Annotated in this window: 19 protein-coding genes; 5 read left to right on the top strand and 14 right to left on the bottom strand. The window is 39.9% G+C overall.

Annotated features, from left to right (window positions below):
* Positions 1 to 409: 409 nt before the first annotated feature.
* From purT to H6G76_RS21000, 6 genes are all read right to left on the bottom strand, one after another.
* Entirely contained in the window at positions 410 to 1,585 is a 1,176-nt protein-coding gene (purT, locus tag H6G76_RS21025) for a formate-dependent phosphoribosylglycinamide formyltransferase (RefSeq protein ID WP_190705012.1), read from the bottom strand.
* Positions 1,586 to 1,770: 185 nt separating this feature from the next.
* Positions 1,771 to 2,268 (bottom strand): pentapeptide repeat-containing protein, encoded by a 498-nt coding sequence (locus H6G76_RS21020; protein WP_190705011.1) that lies wholly within the window; start codon positions 2,266 to 2,268, stop codon positions 1,771 to 1,773.
* 8 nt (positions 2,269 to 2,276) lie between these two features.
* Entirely contained in the window at positions 2,277 to 2,861 is a 585-nt protein-coding gene (locus tag H6G76_RS21015) for a Uma2 family endonuclease (RefSeq protein WP_190705009.1), read from the bottom strand.
* A 24-nt stretch (positions 2,862 to 2,885) separates the two neighbouring features.
* Positions 2,886 to 4,814 carry an ABC-F family ATP-binding cassette domain-containing protein gene (locus H6G76_RS21010; protein ID WP_190705007.1) on the bottom strand — a complete coding sequence of 643 codons (1,929 nt, stop codon included), beginning with the start codon at positions 4,812 to 4,814 and terminating at the stop codon, positions 2,886 to 2,888.
* A 72-nt stretch (positions 4,815 to 4,886) separates the two neighbouring features.
* Positions 4,887 to 5,303: a DUF1824 family protein gene (locus tag H6G76_RS21005; protein ID WP_190705005.1), complete on the bottom strand. Its 417-nt coding sequence runs from the start codon at positions 5,301 to 5,303 to the stop codon at positions 4,887 to 4,889.
* 75 nt (positions 5,304 to 5,378) lie between these two features.
* A complete protein-coding gene (locus H6G76_RS21000; RefSeq protein WP_190705003.1) occupies positions 5,379 to 6,227 on the bottom strand; it encodes a prohibitin family protein in 849 nt (282 codons plus the stop codon).
* Positions 6,228 to 6,364: 137 nt separating this feature from the next.
* Between H6G76_RS21000 and H6G76_RS20995 the strand changes: the two genes are divergently transcribed.
* The 3 genes from H6G76_RS20995 (at position 6,365) to H6G76_RS20985 (ending at position 9,762) form a co-directional block, all read left to right on the top strand.
* Positions 6,365 to 8,173: an ABC transporter transmembrane domain-containing protein gene (locus tag H6G76_RS20995; protein WP_190705000.1), complete on the top strand. Its 1,809-nt coding sequence runs from the start codon at positions 6,365 to 6,367 to the stop codon at positions 8,171 to 8,173.
* Between the two features lie 33 nt (positions 8,174 to 8,206).
* On the top strand, positions 8,207 to 8,635 hold the full coding sequence (locus tag H6G76_RS20990) for a hypothetical protein (RefSeq protein WP_190704998.1): 429 nt from the start codon (positions 8,207 to 8,209) through the stop codon (positions 8,633 to 8,635).
* Between the two features lie 431 nt (positions 8,636 to 9,066).
* A complete protein-coding gene (locus H6G76_RS20985) occupies positions 9,067 to 9,762 on the top strand; it encodes a PD-(D/E)XK nuclease family protein (protein ID WP_190704995.1) in 696 nt (231 codons plus the stop codon).
* A 201-nt stretch (positions 9,763 to 9,963) separates the two neighbouring features.
* Here H6G76_RS20985 and H6G76_RS20980 read toward each other — a convergent pair whose 3' ends face one another.
* The 8 genes from H6G76_RS20980 to H6G76_RS20945 form a co-directional block, all read right to left on the bottom strand.
* Positions 9,964 to 10,152, bottom strand: a complete 189-nt coding sequence (locus H6G76_RS20980; protein ID WP_190704992.1) for a hypothetical protein — start codon at positions 10,150 to 10,152, stop codon at positions 9,964 to 9,966.
* Positions 10,153 to 10,668: 516 nt separating this feature from the next.
* Positions 10,669 to 11,883: a DUF790 family protein gene (locus H6G76_RS20975; RefSeq protein ID WP_190704989.1), complete on the bottom strand. Its 1,215-nt coding sequence runs from the start codon at positions 11,881 to 11,883 to the stop codon at positions 10,669 to 10,671.
* Positions 11,813 to 13,393, bottom strand: coding sequence for a DEAD/DEAH box helicase family protein (locus H6G76_RS20970; RefSeq protein ID WP_190704986.1), 1,581 nt, complete (start codon positions 13,391 to 13,393; stop codon positions 11,813 to 11,815). The genes H6G76_RS20975 and H6G76_RS20970 overlap by 71 nt, the downstream gene beginning before the upstream one ends.
* A gap of 255 nt (positions 13,394 to 13,648) precedes the next feature.
* Positions 13,649 to 14,299 carry a GTP cyclohydrolase I FolE gene (gene folE, locus H6G76_RS20965; protein WP_190704983.1) on the bottom strand — a complete coding sequence of 217 codons (651 nt, stop codon included), beginning with the start codon at positions 14,297 to 14,299 and terminating at the stop codon, positions 13,649 to 13,651.
* 95 nt (positions 14,300 to 14,394) lie between these two features.
* Positions 14,395 to 15,432: a GTP-binding protein gene (locus H6G76_RS20960; protein WP_190704980.1), complete on the bottom strand. Its 1,038-nt coding sequence runs from the start codon at positions 15,430 to 15,432 to the stop codon at positions 14,395 to 14,397.
* Between the two features lie 75 nt (positions 15,433 to 15,507).
* Positions 15,508 to 16,737, bottom strand: a complete 1,230-nt coding sequence (locus tag H6G76_RS20955) for an FAD/NAD(P)-binding protein (protein WP_190704977.1) — start codon at positions 16,735 to 16,737, stop codon at positions 15,508 to 15,510.
* A 54-nt stretch (positions 16,738 to 16,791) separates the two neighbouring features.
* Positions 16,792 to 17,793: a porphobilinogen synthase gene (gene hemB / locus H6G76_RS20950; RefSeq protein WP_190704974.1), complete on the bottom strand. Its 1,002-nt coding sequence runs from the start codon at positions 17,791 to 17,793 to the stop codon at positions 16,792 to 16,794.
* 117 nt (positions 17,794 to 17,910) lie between these two features.
* Positions 17,911 to 19,683, bottom strand: coding sequence for a hypothetical protein (locus tag H6G76_RS20945; RefSeq protein WP_190704971.1), 1,773 nt, complete (start codon positions 19,681 to 19,683; stop codon positions 17,911 to 17,913).
* A gap of 914 nt (positions 19,684 to 20,597) precedes the next feature.
* Here H6G76_RS20945 and H6G76_RS20940 point away from each other — a divergent pair.
* Together H6G76_RS20940 and H6G76_RS20935 are read left to right on the top strand one after the other, a co-directional pair.
* Positions 20,598 to 21,830 (top strand): succinate--CoA ligase subunit beta, encoded by a 1,233-nt coding sequence (locus H6G76_RS20940; protein WP_190704968.1) that lies wholly within the window; start codon positions 20,598 to 20,600, stop codon positions 21,828 to 21,830.
* 30 nt (positions 21,831 to 21,860) lie between these two features.
* A complete protein-coding gene (locus H6G76_RS20935; RefSeq protein ID WP_190704965.1) occupies positions 21,861 to 22,757 on the top strand; it encodes a CoA-binding protein in 897 nt (298 codons plus the stop codon).
* The last annotated feature ends 303 nt before the right edge of the window (positions 22,758 to 23,060 follow it).

Raw genomic sequence — 23,060 nt, 5'->3', positions numbered from 1 at the left:
GCTTGAATTTAAGAGTTTATACCCGCTTTGGGTGGGAGTCGTTGCAAATCTACGATTTCTACATAAAGTGGTTTGTCTTGACAAACTGGCTTCAGATAAAGAGTTCCCTGAAAATGCTGAAAACTAACAAAAAATCAAGTTGAGCTTGGGTTATTATGCTAATTCAATAAAAATAAGTAAGTCGGTGAGAAAAAACCTAACTATGTTACGAAAGATTAATTAAGCTAAAAGCCTCTTCTCTTCTGCCTTCTGCCTCTTGCCTCCTGCCTTATCCTGACGATAAATATTCACGACGACCTACTTACATATTTTGTGATGTATTGATAATTATTTCAAAACTTGTAAGTAGTTAGCAAAAATGAGCCAGAATACTTATTTTGAAGCATCCTGACTCTTAATTTCTAATTCTTCAAGATGAGATAATTTTGACTTTTTTAGCTGCTGTTGTCGCTTTTTCTCTTGCTTGTTGAACATTCTCGGCTTTTGCTAAAGCCACACCCATACGGCGATAAGGATGAGCCGATGGTTTACCAAATAATCTAATATCAACATCTTTTTGGGCTAAAGCTTCGGCGACACCAACAAAAGCAATCGAATCTGATTGTTCGGAAGCTAAAATGACTGCGCTGGCTGATGGGCCAAGTTGTTCGATATCAGGAATTGGCAAGCCTAAAACAGCCCGCAGATGCAATTCAAATTCATTGAGATTTTGTGATATTAATGTCACCATACCCGTGTCGTGAGGTCTGGGAGAAAGTTCGGAAAAAATTACTTCATCTTTGGTGATGAAAAATTCAACGCCAAAAGTTCCGGCTCCGCCTAAAGCATCGGTAACTTTTCTGGCGATTTCTTGAGATTGTAAAATTTTATCTTCAGAAATTGCTGCTGGTTGCCAAGATTCTTGATAATCGCCTCTTTCTTGACGATGACCGATAGGAGAACAGAAAATTGTTGGGGCATTCCATTGTTTAATCGTGAGTAATGTTATTTCAATTTCAAAGTTAATAAATTCCTCAACAATTAATTTTTGACTGTCACCTCTAGAATTGGCGATCGCATAATTCCAAGCCTGTTCAACTTCATCTTTATTGGCTACTACAGATTGACCTTTTCCAGAGGATGACATGACAGGTTTCACCACATTAGGAAAGCCAATTTCATCAGAAATTGCGATTAACTCATCCAGAGTAACAGCATAACCATATTTAGCAGTTCTAATGCCTAATTCTTTGTGTGCCAATTCCCGAATTCTGTCACGGTTCATTGTGTAGTTAGTCGCCGCCGCCGTCGGGATAACTGTAATACCTCGCTGCTCAAATTCCAGCAGTTTTTCGGTTCTAATTGCCTCAATTTCTGGTATTATCAAATCAGGCTGATGTTTGGTTACTACTGCTTCTAAATCCTCAGCACTCAGCATTGAAATTACTTCTGCACAATCAGCCACTTGCATAGCTGGAGCATTAGCATAACGGTCAACGGCAATTACATAATTACCCAGACGTTGAGCAGCAATGACAAATTCTTTGCCGAGTTCGCCTGAACCCAACAGCATGAGTTTTTTGGGTAGTTTAATTGAATTACTCATCAATTTATCCAGAAAAATTTTAGTATCATCATCTTATAATTTTTCGGATTTTAATTATCATTATTTAGATGAGCAAGTAGGGTGCGTTGCGTTAAAAGACAACGCACCATCTAGATATTTTATATGTAGCGGCGGTGCGTTAGGCTAAAGCCATAACACACCCTACTGAATTGGTTTAGATAATTTTAATTATCACTATTTAGATGAGTAAACTTAGCTCCTCGTAGTTGTAAATCTTGACGCTGTAGCTGAGTTAAACCGATACCTGTACCAAATTGGCATCCTTCGACTAAAGCATCTCGCCAAATTGTTTGATTGAGGGTTGCGCCTGTTAAATTTGCATTGCGTAAGTCAGCTTTGGTAAAGTTAGCAAAAAGCAGGTCGGCATTAACTAGACTGGTACGTTGCAGGTTGGCACCAGTTAAATCCCCTCTAATAAAATTTACTTCATCTAATATCAAATCAGATAAATCTGCGCTAACTAAATTAGGAAATTTTAGCTGCTTAGGGTTCTGTAAAAACCGCATAATGCAAATTATATTAGCTTCATTTAATTGAATTTTAGTTAAAAATTCATAACGACCTATTCCCAATTGCTTGAGAGTTTGTAGCCGTTGTCCGGGATTTTGTTCTAAAAATTGAATTGCTGTGTGGCGTAAATCTTGAGAGGATAAGTTCAGCATTATGAAGGCTAAAAACTGCTAAAAATTAGTGTAAGATTTAGAATAAATCCTGGTAAGACATTTTCTCCTGAGAGTTGTTCTGGATTATTTAATATTTCAACTTCTTGACCTGAACGATAGATTTCTACTTGTTTGGTTTTCGGGTCAATTAGCCAACCTAAGCTTGCGCCATTATTTATATATTCTTGCATTTTCTCTTGCAGAGGTTTTAGTGCATCTGTTTCGGAACGCAACTCTAAAACAAATTCAGGACATAAAGGCGGAAATTTGCGTTTTTGTTCGTCACGCAAACTATTCCATTTTTCTCGCCGCATCCAAGAAGCATCAGGAGAACGTTCTGCACCATTGGGTAGTTTAAAACAGGTAGAAGAATCAAACGCAATACCTAAATTATTGTGTCGGCTCCATGCTTGCAATTGAAAAGCAATTTCAATATTACGATTCCCTGTTTCGCCTCCTGTAGGTGGCATAATAATTAACTCTCCCTTGGCTGAACGCTCAATTCTCAAATCACGATTTACCTGGCAAAGTTGATAAAACTGTTCGTCAGTTAATTCCAAGATGGATGGTAAATTTAGTGTCAGAGCATTCATAAGTTATTACTTATTCTTATTTTTTCAAGACTCCATTTCAGCTAATTCTAACCAGCGTTCTGTCGCTGTATCAATTGCTTGCTTGAGTGCTTCCACTTGTTCGTAAAGTTTCTGCACTTGGCTGTAATTACCTGGCGCAGCTTTATTCATTGCTGTTTCGGCTTCGGCTTTTTCGGTTTCTAGCTGGGCAATTTTAGCTTCTAATTGCTCAAATTCGCGCTTTTCCCAATTGGATAATCTGCGGCGTTTTTTAGTTTCGTTATCTTTAGTTTGAGTTGCTGTTTGAACTTCAGTATTTTTTGGTTTCTCTTGAGTTTTAGCTGCTTCTTGCTGTGCTGTTTCTTCGGCTTTTTTATAGTCGAGATACACAGAATAATTACCTGGATATTGACGGAGATTTCCACCTTCTTCTAAGGCAAAGATTGTGTCTACAGTGCGGTCTAAAAAGTAGCGATCGTGAGATACTGCAATTACACTTCCGGCAAAATCTTCTAAGTAATCTTCTAAAACTGCTAATGTCTGCACATCTAAATCATTAGTCGGTTCGTCTAAGATTAAGACATTGGGCGCACTTATCAATATCCGCAGCAAAAATAAACGGCGTTTCTCCCCACCAGAAAGTTTATGAATTGGCGCATACTGCTGGTTTCCGGGAAATAAAAACCGTTCCAACATTTGAGAAGCCGTGATTTTAGTCCCATCAGCAATTTGCACAAATTCGCCTTCTTCTTTGATATAGTCAATCACGCGCTGATTTTCATTCAAAGCTGTGAGTAATTCTTCTGAATGTTGGTCAAAATAACCAATGTGAATTGTCCCGCCAATTTCGACGCTACCTGAGTCCGGTTCTACGCGTCCGGTGATGATGTTCATTAAGGTAGACTTACCCGCACCGTTACCACCAATGATGCCAATGCGGTCTTCCGGGCTAAATTCGTAAGTAAAATTCTTAATCAGAGTTCTGTCGTTATAAGCTTTAGATATATTCTTCAGGTCAATAACTTTTTTGCCAATACGACGGCTGACTGTAGAAATATCTACTTTACCTAAACCTGGTTTAAACTCAGTTTCGCGCATGGCTTGAATGCGCTGAATTCTGGCTTTTTGTTTTGTACTTCTGGCTTTGGGGCCACGCTTTAACCATTCGAGTTCTCGCCGCAACACGCCTTGATGTTTGCGTTGGCTACTTACGGCAGATTCTTCAGCTAAGGCTTTCTTTTCGAGGTAATATGAATAATTACCTGTATAAGTATAGATGTCACCTCTGTCAATTTCGATGATGCGATTGGTGACTTTATCTAAGAAGTAGCGATCGTGAGTAATTAATAAAAGTGCGCCGCGAAAGCGATTTAAATAACTTTGTAACCATTCCACCGACAGCGCATCGAGATGGTTTGTTGGCTCATCCATAAGCAAAACATCGGGTTCTGATAACAAGGCTGTTGCTAGAGCAATGCGCTTACGGTAGCCTCCAGATAAGGTGGATATGGGTGCATCAAAATCGGCAATTCCTAACTTTGTGAGAATTATTTTAGCGTTGGTTTCGAGTTCCCATGCGCCAGTCGCGTCCATCCTTTGCATAACTGTAGACAGGCGAGACATTAACTGACTATCTTCGGGATAATGGGCGAGTTTATCTGATAATTCTTCATACTCGCGTACCAGTTTCATTTGTTCGCCACTGTCAGCAAACACTTGCTCTAAAACTGTGAGACTTTCATCTAAATCTGGTTGTTGGGGTAGGTAGATGATTTTAGCACCGGAGCTACTGATAATTTGTCCACTATCAACTGGTTCTAGCCCAGCAATCATTTTTAGTAGAGTTGATTTTCCCGAACCATTAGTACCAATTAAACCAACTTTATCATTGGCATCGATGCTAAAGTTAGCGTCTTTTAATATTTCTTTGATCCCAAAATCTTTTTTAACAGCTTGGAGTGTAATAATACTCATAAATATACAAATTTTTTTTATTTTTGAGCCTAAGTAGGTAAAGTTATCACCTTACCTACTATTCTCCCAAGTTTAGGCAAATAAATCGAGGGGTAGATGTCCATACATTTCATTGATTCCTCTTTCATCATAAGATTGACAAGATACTAAGACACCACGATGATGTCCTGCGTAGGAATCGAGATAACACAAGCCGTTTTTGCCGTTTAATTTGATATAAACTGGGCCTTCTGTTGTGGGTAAATTATTGGGTGCTTCATAACCAAAAGCCCGCGAATAAGTTTTCATTGCGAGCAGTGCTTCTGCGGCTGTGTCGGCACAAATTCCTAATATTTGATAATCGGAAAGTTTAGTAACTAAGATTAAAGCTTGACGCACCAAAGCTTTTTCGGAAGCATCAAGGACTGGTGCAATATCTAAGCAGTTGAATTTGTTGAGGAATTTTCTAGCTTCAGCAACGGTAAGAGGAAGTTGATTTGAATTTGGCATAAATTGAATGGCGGTTTCTAGGTTCTTTGTATGTGAGAGGAACACAGTCAAATTTTCTTGGTTAATTTACCTAAATTATTGTTGGTTGGGAACATTCCCAAGGTTGAAAATAAAGGGGACACTACTTTGTGATTTATCACCCATAACTAAAACTTTTGGCATTTGCGCGCCACCGGTTTTCCATGCTTCAATTGCTTCTTTTTGCAAAACTAATTGCCCGCCTTGAGCTTTGAGTGTCTCGGCTAAAAGCCTTTGTGCTTCGGCTTTACCTTTAGCGCGATTAATTTCTGCCTGGGCTTCTTGTTCTGCTTCTCGTGCTACATAAACGGCTCTTTGGGCGCGTTGTTCGGCTATTTGTTTTTCTTCGACTGCTCTGGCAAATTCAGGTGAAAAAGTTAGGTCAACTACACTAGTATCTAACACAATTATTCCGTATTTGTCTAAGCGATCGCCTAAAGCATTATCAAAGTCTTCTTTCAATTCACTGCGTTTAGTAATCGCCTCTTCTACTGTTCTTCTAGCAGCTGCTATTTTAAATGCTTCTTGGGTTTGGGGAGCAATGATTTTTGATACTATATTCTCTAAGGTGCCTTGCTTTCTTCTAACTTGGACTACCTGTGAAGGATCAAGGCGAAAGTTAATGGCAAATCTCGCCGATAAATTTTGCAAATCCTTAGTCGAACTTTCGGCTGGTACTTCAAATTTTTGAACTGTTAAATCATACACATCTATTACGGAAATAAAGGGCGGTTTCAAGTGAATACCCTCCAATAAAGCACCATCTCTAGCTTTACCCAAAATACTAATCACGCCTGCTTGCCCTGGATTGATAATGATAAAGGAATTTAGTCCGACAATCACCAGTATTCCTAACACTATTCCTACAATGGTGGTTTGCCAATTTCCTAACTGCTGACTTCTCAAGGTTGTATCTCCTTTTGGATTTTCCGGCAACTCCTGTATTATGGTGGCACGTCTTTTGTCGGCTGAGGCTGGCTAAACAAAAGATTAGATACTTCCTCTTCCGTGTTATTATCAAATGCACGCAATTTTAAACGACTGTGGCTATAGCATTTAATTCTCGTCAGATATTAAACAAGCGTAGACATTCAGTGCATCCTCTCCACCGCCTGCTTGACTACGGACACCAATATCGTAAACAAATTTGGTTAGCAATTGGTTGTTCTGTCCTCAATAAACTCTTTGATTTAGCACCACCAGGATTAATTGGCGTGGCGGTGGATGTGGTAGTAAAACAGCAGGATTCTATCATTGCTCAGTTGGGTGTAAAAGATGTCTTTGGACAATTTTTAATTCTTTCACTACTCACTGTCATCATTTGGATACTAGAGTCGGCTTTTGAGTACGCATACGCTAAACTTTGGCGCAATTTAGCACAGAATATTCAGCATAACCTGCGGTTGGATGCATACAAACATCTGCAAGATTTGGAATTAGCTTATTTTGAAGAACGTAGCACTGGCGGGTTGATGTCCATTTTAAGTGATGATATCAACCAACTAGAGCGTTTCTTGGATGTGGGAGCCAATGACATTATTCAAGTTGTTACTACGGTAATCATTATAGGTGGTGCTTTTTTTGTATTGGCTCCTAGTGTAGCGTGGATGGCGATGTCGCCCATGCCGTTTATTCTCTGGGGTTCTTTTGCTTATCAACGGCTACTTGCACCTCGTTACGCTGATGTGCGAGAAAAGGTTGGTTATTTGAATGGGAGACTGGTAAATAATTTAAGCGGTATTACTACTATTAAAAGTTTCACCGCCGAAGATTATGAAAGTTTCCGTTTAGCCCAAGATAGTGAAGCTTATAAAAAAAGTAACTCTAAAGCAATTAAACTCTCTGCGGCATTTGTTCCCCTCATTCGGATGCTGATTTTAGTCGGTTTTACTGCATTACTATTATACGGTGGAATGGCGGCGGTTGCGGGAAAAATGACTGTCGGCACATACAGTGTTTTGGTGTTTTTAATTCAGCGTTTGTTGTGGCCTTTAACTAGATTAGGGGAAACTTTTGACCAATATCAAAGGGCGATGGCTTCTACTAACCGGGTGATGAATTTGTTGGATACACCAATTACAATTCATCCGGGAAATGTGGCGTTACCTGTAGATAAAGTACGCGGCGAAGTGGAATTTAAGGGTGTCACTTTTGCTTATCAAGATAGATTTTCGGTAATTACAAATTTATCTTTGCAGGTTCCTGCTGGCAAAACGATCGCCATTGTCGGTTCCACAGGTTCCGGTAAAAGTACCCTCGTCAAGCTGTTATTGCGGTTTTATGAGGTGCAAAACGGCAGCATTACGGTAGATGGGATTAACATCCAAGACTTAAGTTTGCGTGATTTACGCCGTTGTATTGGCTTAGTTAGTCAGGATGTGTTTCTATTTCATGGTACGGTAGCAGAAAATATCGCCTATGGCACTTTTGACGCTACCGAGGAAGAAATTATTACGGCGGCGAAAGTGGCAGAAGCCCATGAATTTATTCAAAATCTGCCCCAAGGTTATGAGACAATTGTCGGGGAACGCGGACAAAAGTTATCTGGTGGACAACGCCAAAGAATTGCGATCGCACGGGCAGTGTTAAAAAATCCCCCAATTCTGATTTTAGATGAAGCTACCTCCGCCGTAGATAATGAAACCGAAGCCGCTATTCAGAGATCGCTAGAAAAGATTACAGTTAATAGAACCACAATTGCGATCGCTCATCGTCTTTCCACAATTCGCAATGCCGATGCTATTTATGTCATGGAATACGGACAATTAATCGAGTCGGGAACTCATGAGGAGTTGTTAGAGAAAAATGGAGTTTACGCTAGTTTGTGGCGTGTGCAGTCGGGTTTAAGATAAGTTTCGCGCAAAGGCGCAAAGGCGCAATTAACTATGATGTTTGGTAGTACCCAGTCGGAAGCAGGTGATAGTAAGTGGCGGAGTCAGTTAGAGAGATTTGTGAAAGCAAATCAACAAGAATTGGCGGCGTTATCTTGGGCGTTGTGGTTACAAAATGGTGATAGCCAGGGTACTATCGGCATTGATTTGCAGCCTTCTCCACATTTTGTTTATTGTCCGCAAGCGGCGATAGAGAAATTAAATGAGAATGTGGAAAATCGCCTGCAAGAGATTTTAGGAATTATTGCCCATCATCAGCCAGAAGTAGAAGTGTTGATGATTGGTATTGGTAAGGGAGAAGTTAAGTTAATTCAGTTTGCACCAGAAACAGCACCGCCTGAGTGTTTTGCCCAACTTGGTAAAGATGTGGATGAGTTGTTGGATTTATTGGAACAGCGAATGAGTGGGGAGATTGTTGTTTAAATGTTTATTCCTTAGAGGCTAATCAATAAAGCCAAACTAAATAAGTAATTGAGCATATTGCTGACGGTAAATATCTAAATGAATCAGCAATATGCCTTTTTGCTTGCTGAATCTACTGAAATGAGTAAGCATTTACAGCAAATGAGTTAACAAACTGCGGTTTGCTTGCTAAATCTACTAAAATGAGTAAGCATTTGCTGCAAATCAATAAACAAACTTAAATTTGCTTGCTGAATTTACCGAAATGAGTAAGCATTTGAAGCAAATGAGTAAGCAAACTGCGGTTTGCTTACTCATTTTGGTAGATCGCGCACTCATTTTTATAAATTCGGTAAATAAAAAGTGCGATCGCTTTATTATTTAAGTAGATTTAGCAAGTAAACCGCAGTGTCTTAGCATTAATAGGGAATCTCAAAACCAACCCTCAGCTAATGCAATTTGAAACTCAACTGCTACCACCTGTTAATGCCAAATCCCAGAGAGAAAACGGTAAACAATATTATGTAGATGCTAAGGGAAATCGTTTACCCAGCGTTACGACAATACTTAACGCTACGAAATCAGAAGCCGACCGTGATAGATTATTAAACTGGAAAGCGCGTGTAGGCACAGCAGAAGCTACCCGCATTTCTAGCACTGCCAGTCGTAGAGGAACCCAAACCCACAAACAAATTGAACGATACCTGCGTGGGGAAAATCCTGTTTGTCCAGAAGCAAGTCTTCCTTATTGGGAAAGTATCAAGCCAGTTTTACAAGAAATAGACGCAGTGAGGCTGATAGAAAGCTCAGTTTTTCATTACGGTTTGAGCTATTCTGGCAAAGTTGATTGTCTTGCCAGCTATCAAGGCGTTCCCTGTCTCTGCGAATGGAAAACAGCAGATAAACCCAAAGGTTCAATTGAACATTTATACGAACATCCTATGCAACTTACAGCATATATCGGCGCAGCTAACGAATACTATCGAGATTATGGTATTGAGCTAAATCATGCTTTGTTAGTAGTGGCAATTCCAGAAATGCCAGCTGAGGTTTTTTGGTTTGAACCAGCATTGATTCAAGATTATTGGCACAAATGGGAAACAAGAGTGGCTGAGTATTGGAAAAAGAGGTTAGGGGCTAGAGGCTAGAGGCTAGAGAAAAATTAAAAACCTCGGATATTGACATACCGAGGCAGGATTATATGCTAGCTAGCGGCTTTGATCACCGTTTTTATCTGTTCAATTTTTATCTTATTTTAAGATTTTTACCACACTATCTCTAGTAGGATAATCAAGACTGAAAAGCTTAACAAAATCTCTAGCTGAGGATATATAGATATTTTTTGTAGATTATTCACGATTTGGAATTTCTGCCTCAGCAATTGCTTGCTCTAAAAAAATCTTTGCATCCTCTACCTGCCCAGCTTCTAAACAAGCATGAACAATTTTGCACCATTCAACTAAAACTGAAAGCTTCTTAGTGCGACTATCAGGGATTACGGAATTTGAAATTGTGGAGTAAAGGCGAAGATTTTGCACTGTGACACCTCCTTAAAAGATTTATCTGTATCTCCATACTTTACAATTACTCTTATTATTAACTTATACCTAAGGTAGATAATTAAATATATTTAATAGTTTCTTAAGATTAGAGTTTAAGATTATTTTCCTAGCGATCGCAATACACATTTGGCAGAAATCTCAAGCATTCTATCTCTACCCATCGTTATCTAGAGTTAGATTAAAAAAACTATTTGGTAGAGCCAGAAAATAGGGAACTAGATAACTAGGTGTAGTTAATCTGCCTGAATACCTATGACAATTGATTTAAACTACAACCCTAAGTTAAGGAATTCCGCAAGATTTAAAAAGATAAAATTTTAGATTAATTTTAATAATTAATTTTAATAATTTAAATTATTAAATTAAAAACTGAAATTAAAAGAAGAGTACCTTATGATGTAATACAGTTCTGTTAAGCTCAAAACTATTTGTAAAAAAAGGACACAAAAAGTGGGAAGAAATTATTAACTGCACCGTATTGCCTTAGATAACTTAATCCATTACAGCTAACACAGACTTTGGCAATAACTTATCTTTAAACCAAACAATTCTGGCAGGCACATCATTTAATTTCACACCCGCCTTTTCCAAATTCAACCGTTCCGAAATTGCTAAAATCAAATTGTCACATCCTGCACGCCGCACCTGAGAAAATTTCTTTTGTAAATATTCTGGTCGCCAATAACCCACAATTTCTAATAAAAATTCCCGTCCATCAGGATGGACTAAGCGAAAATCGGGAATCATCACACTACCAGGAATAGGAATTAAATCAACTTCTCTCTCTAACACCCAGTCTGTTTTTAAAGCATCCCATTTATCAGCAAAAGAAGCTTCTAGCATACTGTCGTAAGGTTTACCTTTAGAATAGTGCGACACTAACCCACATTCAGAATTGAGGGTAAACCTGCCAGTTTTCCAAGTATCAGTATAAACATCACGAGTTTGTAGCGTTGCCGAAAGACTCCATTTTGTGACATGAAGTAAAGCCGGAATTAGTTTAGCGATCGCCAGCCCATAACGCGTACTAGGATTAAATAAACTCGTCGGCCCATCAACCGTAATTGTAAAGCCGTGGTCAGCATCACCCTCAATATAAGCCATCAATTGAAACAATTTTAAATAGCGAAATAATAGCTTATATTCCCCTGGCACATTGCGATGAGCATTTAACACTAATTGGCTAGCTTTATAAAAAATTCCCTGTACTTGCGATAAGTTATAGCGATTTAATATATCTACTGGCGAAGGTGTATCAAATTGCGTCAAAATTTTATTTTCAGATAAATCAGCATATAACCCAGCACGCACCTGTTCTAACAAAACTTCTCTTTCTAATTCTTGACTTAATTCATCAGCAACTTTGCTTAAAGTAGCTTGGGTTGATTCTCGACTAGCAACAGACTTAGCCGCCAAAGCAAACACCATTTCTCTTAACATCGGTGGTTCTAAAGGACTCACCACCTCAAAAGTACAAAAATTACTTTTGATAATATAAGCTAATCCCCGCTTCACCCGATAATCTGTCGCATCACCTTCTAAATCTAAAAGTAGCTTTTCTAATTGACCCTGAGTCTTACCCAGCGCAGCTTGAAAACAAGCAATTAACTCATTTGTCAACGCCAAATGTTTATCATCAATCTTCAGTCTCTTCGGAATGATTTCTTCTCCGTTTAGGCGATGGCTTAGTAACTCCGTTGGTAACATCTTCTGAATTTTTACTTGAATAATTAATATCTAATTGTTCCGCAGCCTTTAAACTTGTTCCCTTCCCACTTCCATACACAACCTGCAAATTCCCTCTCTTGTTTCTTTCTCCCCCGGCTTCCCCTGCTCCCCCTGCTTTTCTCTCCTCCCCACGTCGCCGCGCCGAAGTTCCCTCCTCACTCGTATCCTCCGCGATTACCTCATACAAAATCGCCTGTTTATTTTCAACATTTCCCTTACGTAAAACTCTCCCCAAACGTTGAATATACTCCCGCGTCGAACCTGTTCCCGAAAGAATAATTGCCACAGAAGCCGCCGGGACATCAACCCCTTCATTCAACACATGAGAAGCAATCAAAGTATTGTATTCACCTTCCCGAAACTTAGTTAATATTTCATGGCGTTCTTTTACAGGTGTCTGATGAGTAATTGCCGGAATTAATAAGTCTTGAGAAATTTTATAAACTGTGGCATTATCAGCCGTGAAAATTAACACTCTCTCTGGATAATGTGTAGCTAATAAATCAGCTAAAATTCGCAACTTGCCATCAGTTCCTAAAGCAATTTCTTTGGCTTCACGATGCGCTAACATCGCTCTGCGTCCAGCTTGCGATCGCGCACTCATCTGCACAAACAGTTGCCAACCTTGAATACTTCCCAAAGAAATTTTTGATTGACGCAAAAAATCATTGCGAGTTTGAATTAATTGAGTGTATCTTTCGCGCTCAAGCTGCGATAATTTCACCTTAATTTGGACAATTTCATGTTCGGCTAAAGCTTTACCCGCCAAATCTTCAGCACGTTTGCGATATACTTCTCGACCAATCAAAATATTTAAATCAGCGTGTTTACCATCGGTGCGTTCTGGTGTAGCTGATAAGCCTAAACGATAAGGTGCGATCGCATATTCCGCAATCACCCGGTTAAAGTCTGTTGGTAAATGATGACATTCGTCAAATATAATCAACGCATATTGACTACCTAAAGCTTCCGCATGAATAGCTGCACTGTCGTAAGTCGCCACTAATATCGGTGTTTTATCCCGTGAACCACCACCTAGCAATCCCACCTCCGCATCTGGGAACGCCGCTTCTAAATGTGCATACCACTGATGCATCAAATCCAACGTTGGCACAACAATCAACGTTGTGCGCGGTGTCGCTTGCATTGCCATCTGCGCCAGATAAGTTTTTCCCGCCGCCGTAGGTAGCACCACAACTCCTTGTCTCCCCGCCAACTTCCAAGCCGCTAAAGCTTCACTTTGGTGGGGATAAGGTTCCATTTCTAAACTCGCAACCAAATCTATCGAATAAAACGCCTTCGCCTCATCGATAAAATCCACTTCTTCCGCTTGCAGTGCTTCCACTAAAGTGCGGTAGCGAATTGCGGGAATCCGAAACTTTTCCACGCGATCGTCCCATGTAGCATAATCCATCCAAGCTTTACCGCGTGGTGGTGGATGCAAAATTAAAGTGCCGCGATCGAACGTTAATTTGGAAGTACGAGCCATTCTTACATTGATAGATGCAGAGGAGCAAAGGAGCCAAGGCGCAGAGTGAGGCATAGGAGAAAGTTAGTTATTTACTTACTAAATTCTTCCTAATCTCTTTTGTCTCCTCTCTCAGCCTTTAGCCCTTTGATTATTAATAACGCAAAAAGGGCATCGTCACTTAGTAGAACTACACTGCGGCACAGTTACGACTGCAAGCCCAGGCATTGGGCAAGGTGCTATTGTTTACCATCAATTTACTGATTAAAGCGGCAGTTAGTGAAAATTAGCATTGTGTCGCACCAAATTCATAAACTCCTCACGAGTCCGTGCATCTTCAGCAAATACACCGCGCATAGCACTAGTAACAGTCCAAGAACCAGGTTTCTGCACACCCCGCATCACCATACACATATGAGATGCTTCTATTACAACTGCAACCCCTTGAGGTTTGAGTAAACCTTGCAATGCATCAGCAATTTGTAGGGTAAGACGCTCTTGCACTTGTAAACGTCGAGCATACATTTCACAAATACGGGCTATTTTCGATAAGCCTATCACCTTACCATTAGGGATATAAGCAACATGAGCGCGACCGAGAATCGGTAAAATATGATGTTCGCAAGAACTGAAAATATCGATATCCCGAATTAATACCATTTCATTGGCATCTTCCGTAAAAACTGCACCATTAAGTAGTTCATCTAAAGATTCATGATACCCTTTGGTGAGAAATTTTAAGGCTTTAACAACTCGCTTAGGAGTATCTATTAACCCTTCCCGGTCAGGATTTTCTCCTAATCCAATTAGCAATGTACGCACAGCTTGCATCATTTCCGCTTCTGTGACAGTTGGTAACTGCTGCGTAGATAAAGATGAAACTACTTGAGCAGCAGAATTCATATCGGGATGAATCGATAGAGTCATTTTCGTTGTTTAATTGAGATAAATTCTGAAATTAGTTAATAGTCTAGTAACCAGAAATAACTATTAACTAATATAGATATCTTAACATTAATTAATCATCCCAAACATTCGTTTAACTGCGCGTAAATTTGATTATGATTCAATTTCCTGCCAATAAATACTAACTGATTTTTAGGTTGAGTCCGCCATTCATCAGCGTATAAGTTATACCTGGGTCCACTCAACTGAAAAATATGACGAGATTCACTATCGCTAAACCATAAAATTCCCTTAGCACGAAATACATCTTCTGACATTTCTTCAGTTAGAAAGTTCTCAAATTTATAAACATCAAAGGGTCGATCACTTTGGAAAGAAATGGAGACAAATCCATCATTTTCTAAATGGTGTGAGTGATGTTCATGATGATGGTCATGCTCATGATGATGCTCATGATCATGATGATGTTCATGCTCATGATCATGATCATGAGGAGTATACTCATCTGCTGGAGTTAAACCCACGTTTAAAATTAATGGTAATGCTACCTCTCCATATTGAGTATGTAAAATTCTCGCACCATGTTTCACATCATGGATAAATTTTTCTAATTCTGAAATTTTTTCTGGAGGTACCAAGTCTGTTTTATTTAACAGAATAATATCACCATAAGTAATCTGCTTTAAGGCAGCTTCACTCTTGAAATGTTCTGCATTAAATGTCTCTGCATCGACTACAGTTAAAATCGAGTCGAGATTTGTTAAATCTCTTAATTCTGTACCCAAAAACGTTAAAATAATTGGTAATGGATCAGCTACTCCGGTCGTTTCAATAACTAAATAATCAATGCGCTCTTCTCGTTCTAGAACTCGATAAACTGAATCCACTAAACTATCATTAATGGTACAGCATATACAGCCATTGCTCAGTTCGACCATATCTTGATCTACAGAAATGAGTAATTGGCTATCTATGTTAATATCACCAAACTCATTCACAAGAACAGCAACTTTTAAATCTTGTTTGTTTTTCAGAATTTGATTAAGTAGTGTAGTTTTACCACTGCCTAAAAATCCCGTGATAATAGTCACAGGCATTCCTTGTTTAGGAATATCAATACTTAAATTTGCAGTTTGTGTTGTTAATTGAGTCATGATTGAGCCTTCTAGGAATTTCCAAGTTATTATTAGCTTTTCTAGACTGTGTTACTGATTTTTGGAGAATTAGTATTAGCTTGCTTTAACTCCAATAACGCTGGGGGAAAAGGCTACACTCGGTTTGACAATGGCGGGAACAATTTTTTCACAAGCCATCCTTGCACCTGATAAATTTCTGGCTGTCGGCCCTACTTGCAGCGCGGCTAGACCACCCATAATGAACAATTCACAACCAGGCCAACGCAAACAAGTATCTAAAACTGGCAAACCTTTAACGATGGGAATGGGGTAAGCCTCTAGAATGTTTTTTAACAAAGGTTCTGTAGTGACATCAAATTTTGTACCAGTCGAAAGCCAAATATAATCACACTCATGCTGGCTACCATCACTACATTGAACGCGCCAATTTTCACCCAACCATTGGGCTTTGATGATTTGGCAGTTTTCGTCAATTCTGATGTTACCATTGCGTACTTGTCGCCTTAGTTGAGTAGCGATCGCCGGGGTCATCGAGCCACCATTTCTCGCTTGCTGAATCATCGTCAAGCGTTGTAGCCAATCTGATTGAGCAAAAAATTCCTTTAAATACTTTGGCCCCAGCCAACCCGGTTCCGCATCGAATAATTTTTCTGCTAACCGTCGCCGAATTAGCAAATGCACCTTTGCGCTGCGAGAAATTGCACCCACAGCCAAATGTCCACTCGTCAACCCACCGCCAACAATTAATACTCGCTTACCCGCCAACTGTAATTTTCGTAAATCAATTGTTTGAGAGTGGCAAAGTCTATCTTCTGGGTACGTTGTCTGAATTTCGTTCACCCAATCAGGTATTTGACGTTGCGCGCTACCAGTTGCCAGCACTACCCGCCGTGCAGTAACTTCTTGTCCGTCTTGCAAACAGAGGCGAAATTGAGAACGCACAGGATGAGGTAAGGGTTCAATACTCTTTACGGCCGAAGGGATAACTTGTGGTAACTGCCAAGCTTGAATCACATTTTGACAGAAATCTTCAAATAGTTGCGTTCCTGGTAAATCATAAGGGGCAAATAACTCATGGGGACGAGATTCAGCAAACTTCCGTAAAGCAAATGCATTGGGATCAGGATGATGCACGGCGGGGGAACGTAAATGAGGAATTTCCAACGCTGCAAATTGCTGCTTCCAGCGACTCATCCACATACCACTGGGGTCAAATACCCAAAACTTTCCCCTGATAGACTGCCGTTTCTGCAACAGATGGGTAGTTAAAGTCAGAGCATGAGGCCCTGCACCAACAATAGCCAAATCAATGTTTTTAGTCATTGGTCAAGGGTCAATAGTTATTGGTCAAAAGGTCAATCAATAAAATTTCATACTTCAGACTTCATACTTTTTTATCAACGCTACTTCTTTGGCGAAGTAGGTCAAAATCAAATCTGCGCCTGCGCGTTTCATGCTGGTTAAGCTTTCCAAAATTACTTGTTTTTCATCAATCCAACCCATTTGTGCGGCGGCTTTAATCATGGCGTACTCACCACTAACGTTATAGGCGGCAATGGGTAGCTGAGTGGTTTGGCGGATTTGCTGAATAATATCTAGGTAAGCGAGGGCAGGTTTGACCATGACGATATCTGCACCTTCGGCAATATCTAGTGCTACTTCTTTTAAAGCTTCTCTGGCGTTGGCGATGTCCATTTGATAGGTTTTTTTATCGCCAAATTTCGGGGCTGAATCTAAAGCATCCCGAAAGGGGCCGTAGTAGGCGGAAGCGTATTTGGCGGAGTATGCCAAAATCCCTACGTTGATATAACCTTCAGCGTCTAAAGCCTGACGAATTGCGCCGATTCTGCCATCCATCATGTCGGAAGGGGCAACAAAATCTGCTCCGGCTGCGGCTTGAGAAAGTGCCATTTTGACTAGCACTTCTACAGTCGGGTCATTTAAGATAGTGCCATTTTCATCGACTAAACCATCGTGACCATGTGTAGTGAAGGGGTCAAGAGCAACGTCGGTAATGATCACAATATCGGGAACTGCTTGTTTAATAGCTTTGACAGTTTGCTGTACTAATCCTTCTGGATTGTAACTTTCTGTACCTGTGTCGTCTTTTTTATATTCGGGGATGACGGGGAAAAGAGCGATCGCATTAATTCCCAAACTCGAAACTTCTGCTATTTCTTTCAGTAACAAATCTAGAGAATATCGATAACATCCTGGCATGGAGGGGATTTCGACTTTTTGCTCTTCTCCTTCCATAACAAACATTGGATAAATTAAGTCATCCACACTGAGAGTTGTTTCCCGCACCATCTGCCGCAGCGTTGCAGTCCGACGCAGACGACGAGGACGTTGCGAGAGGTTCAATGGTTTGACGAACATAAAAGCAAACTAAAATGATAATCATTATTATAAAACTATAATAATGATTATCATTTTAGTAAACCTTTTATTAGCAGTTTTTTAACCTCCCCTCAGCTAAAACCTTCGCTCCTCCCACTAGCCTGGTGTGCGTATATAAACTTCTTGGCCTTGGGAGTCGTAAATAACTAGAGGTAAATTAGCATTCTCACTAATGACGGTGAGGGCTTCTTGTAAGACTTGCCAATGATTAGTGACCCCAACAGCTGGGTCGGGATTTTCTGGGTTCGCTTGTGCCAAGTTAGTTTGGATGGTTTGTTCGTACTCAGGGGTAGTGGTAACAATAATGCCTGTATTGTTGATGGTGAAAGTACAAATCCGAATCTGACCAGCACAAGTTTTGGTTAAGTCCAGGCGGGTTTGTTGTGAAGCATTGGTAAGTTGTACTTTTTCTTGTGCTTGTTTGAGATTAGCCGAGTAGGGGGCAATCAAACTTTGGGCTTGAGTGTAGTACAAAGTATTTTGAGAGACATTTTTCGCTGTTTGCAAAGCCTGTTCCCAGTATGCTGCTGCCGCTTGCCATTGATTAGATTTTTCGTAGGCTTTGGCTTGTTTAGCAATGTTAAATGCTTGCTGATAGCTTTTTGCTGCTAATTGTTCTGAGGTGGCGCGATCGCGTGTTCTGGCTAATTGTGGTTTATATTCTGTTAATAGCTTTTGTGCTTCTGGGTATGCTGGGCTACTGGCAGGAATAATGATTAAGGCATTAACAGCAATTTGCCAAGTCGATTGTGCCTTTTGCCAATCACGCAATGATTTAGCAGCGTTTTGTCGCTGGGTAGCTATGCTAGCGACATTTTTGGCGGCGGTAATTTTTTTCAACCATTTTTCTTGAGCGAGTAACTGCTGATTGATAGTTTGCAAATTTACCCGATATTTGGTTAATTTTGGCTGAATAAACCCATAAAGTTCACTTTTAGGATTGATAGCTTCTAAAGGTGCGATCGCTTGTCGCCACAGGTGCTGTCTGGCTTGCAATTCTCCTAAACTATTTGTAGTAGTTTGTGTTTCTTGCTCGGCCTTAGCTCCCGCCTGCAAAGCTGTCAGCACTTGACTAATCTTCTGTGAATTTCCAGATAAGTTAGTTTTGAGTTCCTCGGCTTGCTGATAACGGGGCGACCATTGGGGAATAATTGTCAGCGCGTTGCTAGCTGTCTCTAACTGTTGTTTTACTGCTAATAATTCATTTTCTGACTTGGCACGAGCAATCATGTGCCGAGATGCTGTTTTAAGTGTCTCTGCTGTTTCGATCTCTTGACACGCAGACAAAATACAAGGCCGAGTTAGTAAATAACCACCAGCCCCTAATAAAATAATTCCTAGCAAACCTACACCCAGCAAAAGCTTTGGTATGACTAGACGTTTGTGTTTGGTAGTAGTTAGATCTGGCGCGTCTGCTAAGGGATCAAATATTTCTTCGTCGGCTTCTTGCTCAATTGGATGTTCATCCACAAATGAAGACTCTGTATTTGTACCGGGCCAGAATAGTGAAGCATCGGGTATTTCTGGTGTGTTTTCTAATTCCTTTGGCTGTGGGACTTCTTGCCGCTTTTGCTTGATTGTGATGTCACGTTTGGCATAGGGCAGTTTTTCGCTAATTATTCTCAGAAAACATTGCACTCTTTGCTCTCTGTAAGTTGTTAGCGACTGGAGTGCATCCTCAATTACTGCAAATATTTGTTCGTTGTCAACCGTAACATTAACTGGATGTTGAATCAGAATCATCAACTCGTCTTGGTTGACAGCACACCTAATCTGGAAGACTTGACCAGAAGCGACTTGTGCTAGAACTTGTTCTTGCAAAGTCCTGGCTAAAAGCTGTAAATCTTCTTGCTGGACTGCTACTTTCATAGAGCGTTCCTGCTGGTTATCTATAATTGTTTTTTTAACTTTGGAGGAAATAGATGAATCGCTTAAGTTTGTTGAATGCAGATGCACAATTTAACCAACCATAACCAAAAATAAAATAGACCAACTTTCTAACACAGATTTAGGTTATTCAGCACAATTACCATATCAGTAATTATTCGTATTTTTAAATTTAGTCAGTTTTATGTGCGCGAATTCACTAGTCAAACGACAAATAATAAATTACAAATTAAATAATGGGAATAATAAAGGTTTTAATCAAAATTAACATTTAATTTATGTTGATTAAAGAATAAGTACTTAATAACTATATGACTTCGGGTTGATTACTGAACATATTTGTGGAAAAAGGAGCAAAGCACAGCACAGCAAGAAGAAACAATTCAATATAATTTTGATATAGCAAGCCTAAATAAAATCCAAAACCTATTGCCTATTGCCTATTGCCTATTGCCTGCCCCCACGAGTAATTTGTAAATCAAATAGGATTGCTATATAACTCTCAGAATATAAATGAGCAACCTCTACAATCAAAAATAAAGGTTAGCGATCGCATGATTGTCTAAGGAAGTTTACCAATGAAGTATGACTGTTATATCAGTTACAAAATTATTCCAAATGAGAGAAAAAATACTATACCAAAGTTTTTTGACATCCCGGCTAGTTTTGTTATATGCTGGCAATTCCACTGAGAATATTCATTACATTATATAGTTATAGCTAAATAGGTTAATACTAAAAATTCCTTTGCTTATTGGCTGAATTCGTTAGAATTAATACATCAAAAACTAATTTATACAGATGAACTAGGCTTGATTTAACAATTATGTTGCTGTAAAAAATAAAAAACAGCACCATAAAAATACTTGTGATCATAGGAAAAAAGGTGCATAACAATGGATTTATTAGAGTATCAAGTTAAAGAATGGTTTCGGCAAATAGGTATTCCTGTATTACCTTCTCAAAGAATAGACCACCCTACAGATCTCAAACGTTTAAAAATTCGCTATCCAGTTGTGCTGAAATCTCAAGTGTATGCAGGCGAAAGAATACACGCAGGTGGAGTGAGAATTGTGGAAACAACCATCGATGCGATCGCCGCAGCACAAACTATCTTTAATTTGCCAATTTGGGGCGAGTTACCAGAAGTTGTATTGGCAGAAACTAGATATGATAGCAAGCAAGAATTTTACCTGGCTGTAGTTTTAGATACGGCAGTCTGTCGCCCAGTTCTTTTAGGGTGCAAAGAAGCTGATATTGACTGGGAATCGGCAGGAGAGAAAATGCAATATGTAGTTGTTGAACAAGAATTCTCTCCTTTTTATGCGCGGCGACTAGCTTTAAAAATGGGTCTGCAAGGCACGCTGATGCAGTCAGTCAGCAATATTGTCGAGAAGATGTACGAATTATTTATTGAAAAAGATTTAGACTTAGTAGAAATAAATCCTTTAGCTGTTAATGCTGCTGATGAAGTTATGGCACTGAATGGCAAAGTCAGCATCAACGAACGGGCTATTGGTCGTCATCCAGAAATTAGCGAAATAGCAGCAAAAATCAACAAGCGTCACAGCAATAATCAAACCAACGGCAGATTGAAAGACTCGAACAGTGGAGAAACAGAGGGCAAAATTGGTATTTTGGGGAATGGTACTGGTTCAGTGATGGCGACATTTGATTTAGTCGCTAGTACAGGCGGAACCCCAGGTCAGAGTATGAATCTGCGACATGGTTTTATAAGTGATACCTCACCAACGACATTTTGCGATCGCCTCGCTAAAGGTTTAGATATCCTCACAGCTGACAAAAGTATTCAAGTTATTTTGATTAACCTCCTGGGTAGCATTCCTAAACCAGAAGCGGCGGCGGAAGTAATCGCCAAATTTATTCAAGACCACAATCATGATGTAACTACTCAGAACCGCCGCAACTACCCAGAGTTTGATATTCCTCGCTTAGTTATCCGGCTAGCTGGTTCGGAATTAAATGCTGCTAAAGATTTATTAATAACATTAGAAGCACAAGGTGAACTGGTATTAGTAGAAGATTTAGATGAAGCAGTGGCGCAAGCTGTTCGTTTTACCAAGTCAACAACTTATCAATCCCCAGGGAAAACGAAAGCGAAAAGATAAAAATTTCATACTTTATACTTCAGATTTTTTATGAACTTAACGCCAGATAGTAAAGTAATTATTCAAGGCTTCAGTGAATTTATCTCAGCAACTCATATTGCCCAAATGAAAGCTTATGGTACAAATTTGGTTGCTGCTGTTAATCCCGGCTGTGGTGGACAGCAACAATATGATTTGCCTGTATTCGACTTAGTTGAAGAGGTAGTAGCCCAATTCGGCACTATTGACACAACAATTATTTGCGTCCATCCTTATCAGGTGTTAGATGCAGCTTTAGAAGCGATCGCCTCTAATATCCGCCAGATTATTATTATCTCTGCTGGTGTGCCACCTTTGGATATGGTGCAGTTACTTCGTAAAGCCGAAGCCTGCGAAACTCTGATTGTCGGGCCGAACAGTCCCGGAATTATCGTACCTGGAAAAATTCTTTTAGGCACTCATCCGGGCGAATTTTATACCCCCGGCCCAGTAGGAATTGTCAGCCGTAGCAGTACCCTCACCTATGAAGTCGCCAGAGAATTAACCAAGGCTGGTTTAGGGCAATCAATTAGTGTCAGTATTGGTAGTGATGCGATCGTTGGTTCATCATTTTTGCAATGGTTGCAAATTTTAGACGAAGATGAAACTACAGAAGCGATCGTTTTAGTTGGTCAACCTGGTGGCGGTAGTGAAGAAGCCGCCGCGCGATATATTAGTGAAGCAATTGATAAACCTGTAATTGCTTACATCGCCGGGAGACAAGTACCACCCGCCAAAAATTGGCGACAAACAGGAACTTTAGCCACAGTTATTGGCCGCGACCCCAATTTTGGCACAGCCCAAAGTAAACTAGCGGCTTTCAAAGAAGCAGAAGTTCCCGTAGCTGAACGTCCTTCGCTAATTCCTGATTTGGTGAGACAAGAGTTAAATATCATTCCCGTTGCTTGACAAGAAGGATTTATAGCAGTATCCACATAGATTAGGACATCAATAAATCTACAGCCCTTACTTCAAAGGGCTTTTAACCCTGTTCCCTGCGATAACTCGCACGCGGCTATAGTTTGCGACGGTAAATGTTGCATCTCTACTGTAATATTCGTAATACAGCACTTCCTGCTGTTATGGGGTACAGTTAATAAGAATAAAAATAGGCTCTCCCAGACTAGATATGATAAATTAGTAGCAGAAATACCAATTGAGTAGAATTCTTCTTCTAAAATTATCAAAGTTAGTTAAACCATAAGCTCTTCT

Source organism: Nostoc sp. FACHB-152 (assembly GCF_014697475.1).
GTDB lineage: Bacteria > Cyanobacteriota > Cyanobacteriia > Cyanobacteriales > Nostocaceae > Nostoc_B.
Note: the sequence above shows the minus strand (reverse complement) of the source record. Positions and strands in the feature narration are given on the sequence as shown.

Excerpts from the sequence above, each read along its gene's own strand:
- H6G76_RS21020 (WP_190705011.1), bottom strand. The coding sequence starts at position 2,268 with ATGCTGAACTTATCCTCTCAAGATTTACGCCACACAGCAATTCAATTT.
- H6G76_RS20985 (WP_190704995.1), top strand. The coding sequence starts at position 9,067 with ATGCAATTTGAAACTCAACTGCTACCACCTGTTAATGCCAAATCCCAG.
- H6G76_RS21015 (WP_190705009.1), bottom strand. The coding sequence starts at position 2,861 with ATGAATGCTCTGACACTAAATTTACCATCCATCTTGGAATTAACTGAC.
- H6G76_RS20970 (WP_190704986.1), bottom strand. The coding sequence starts at position 13,393 with ATGGCTCGTACTTCCAAATTAACGTTCGATCGCGGCACTTTAATTTTG.
- folE (WP_190704983.1), bottom strand. The coding sequence starts at position 14,299 with ATGACTCTATCGATTCATCCCGATATGAATTCTGCTGCTCAAGTAGTT.
- H6G76_RS20940 (WP_190704968.1), top strand. The coding sequence starts at position 20,598 with ATGGATTTATTAGAGTATCAAGTTAAAGAATGGTTTCGGCAAATAGGT.
- H6G76_RS20990 (WP_190704998.1), top strand. The coding sequence starts at position 8,207 with ATGATGTTTGGTAGTACCCAGTCGGAAGCAGGTGATAGTAAGTGGCGG.
- H6G76_RS21005 (WP_190705005.1), bottom strand. The coding sequence starts at position 5,303 with ATGCCAAATTCAAATCAACTTCCTCTTACCGTTGCTGAAGCTAGAAAA.
- H6G76_RS20975 (WP_190704989.1), bottom strand. The coding sequence starts at position 11,883 with ATGTTACCAACGGAGTTACTAAGCCATCGCCTAAACGGAGAAGAAATC.
- H6G76_RS21010 (WP_190705007.1), bottom strand. The coding sequence starts at position 4,814 with ATGAGTATTATTACACTCCAAGCTGTTAAAAAAGATTTTGGGATCAAA.
- H6G76_RS20935 (WP_190704965.1), top strand. The coding sequence starts at position 21,861 with ATGAACTTAACGCCAGATAGTAAAGTAATTATTCAAGGCTTCAGTGAA.
- H6G76_RS20955 (WP_190704977.1), bottom strand. The coding sequence starts at position 16,737 with ATGACTAAAAACATTGATTTGGCTATTGTTGGTGCAGGGCCTCATGCT.
- H6G76_RS20960 (WP_190704980.1), bottom strand. The coding sequence starts at position 15,432 with ATGACTCAATTAACAACACAAACTGCAAATTTAAGTATTGATATTCCT.
- hemB (WP_190704974.1), bottom strand. The coding sequence starts at position 17,793 with ATGTTCGTCAAACCATTGAACCTCTCGCAACGTCCTCGTCGTCTGCGT.
- purT (WP_190705012.1), bottom strand. The coding sequence starts at position 1,585 with ATGAGTAATTCAATTAAACTACCCAAAAAACTCATGCTGTTGGGTTCA.
- H6G76_RS20945 (WP_190704971.1), bottom strand. The coding sequence starts at position 19,683 with ATGAAAGTAGCAGTCCAGCAAGAAGATTTACAGCTTTTAGCCAGGACT.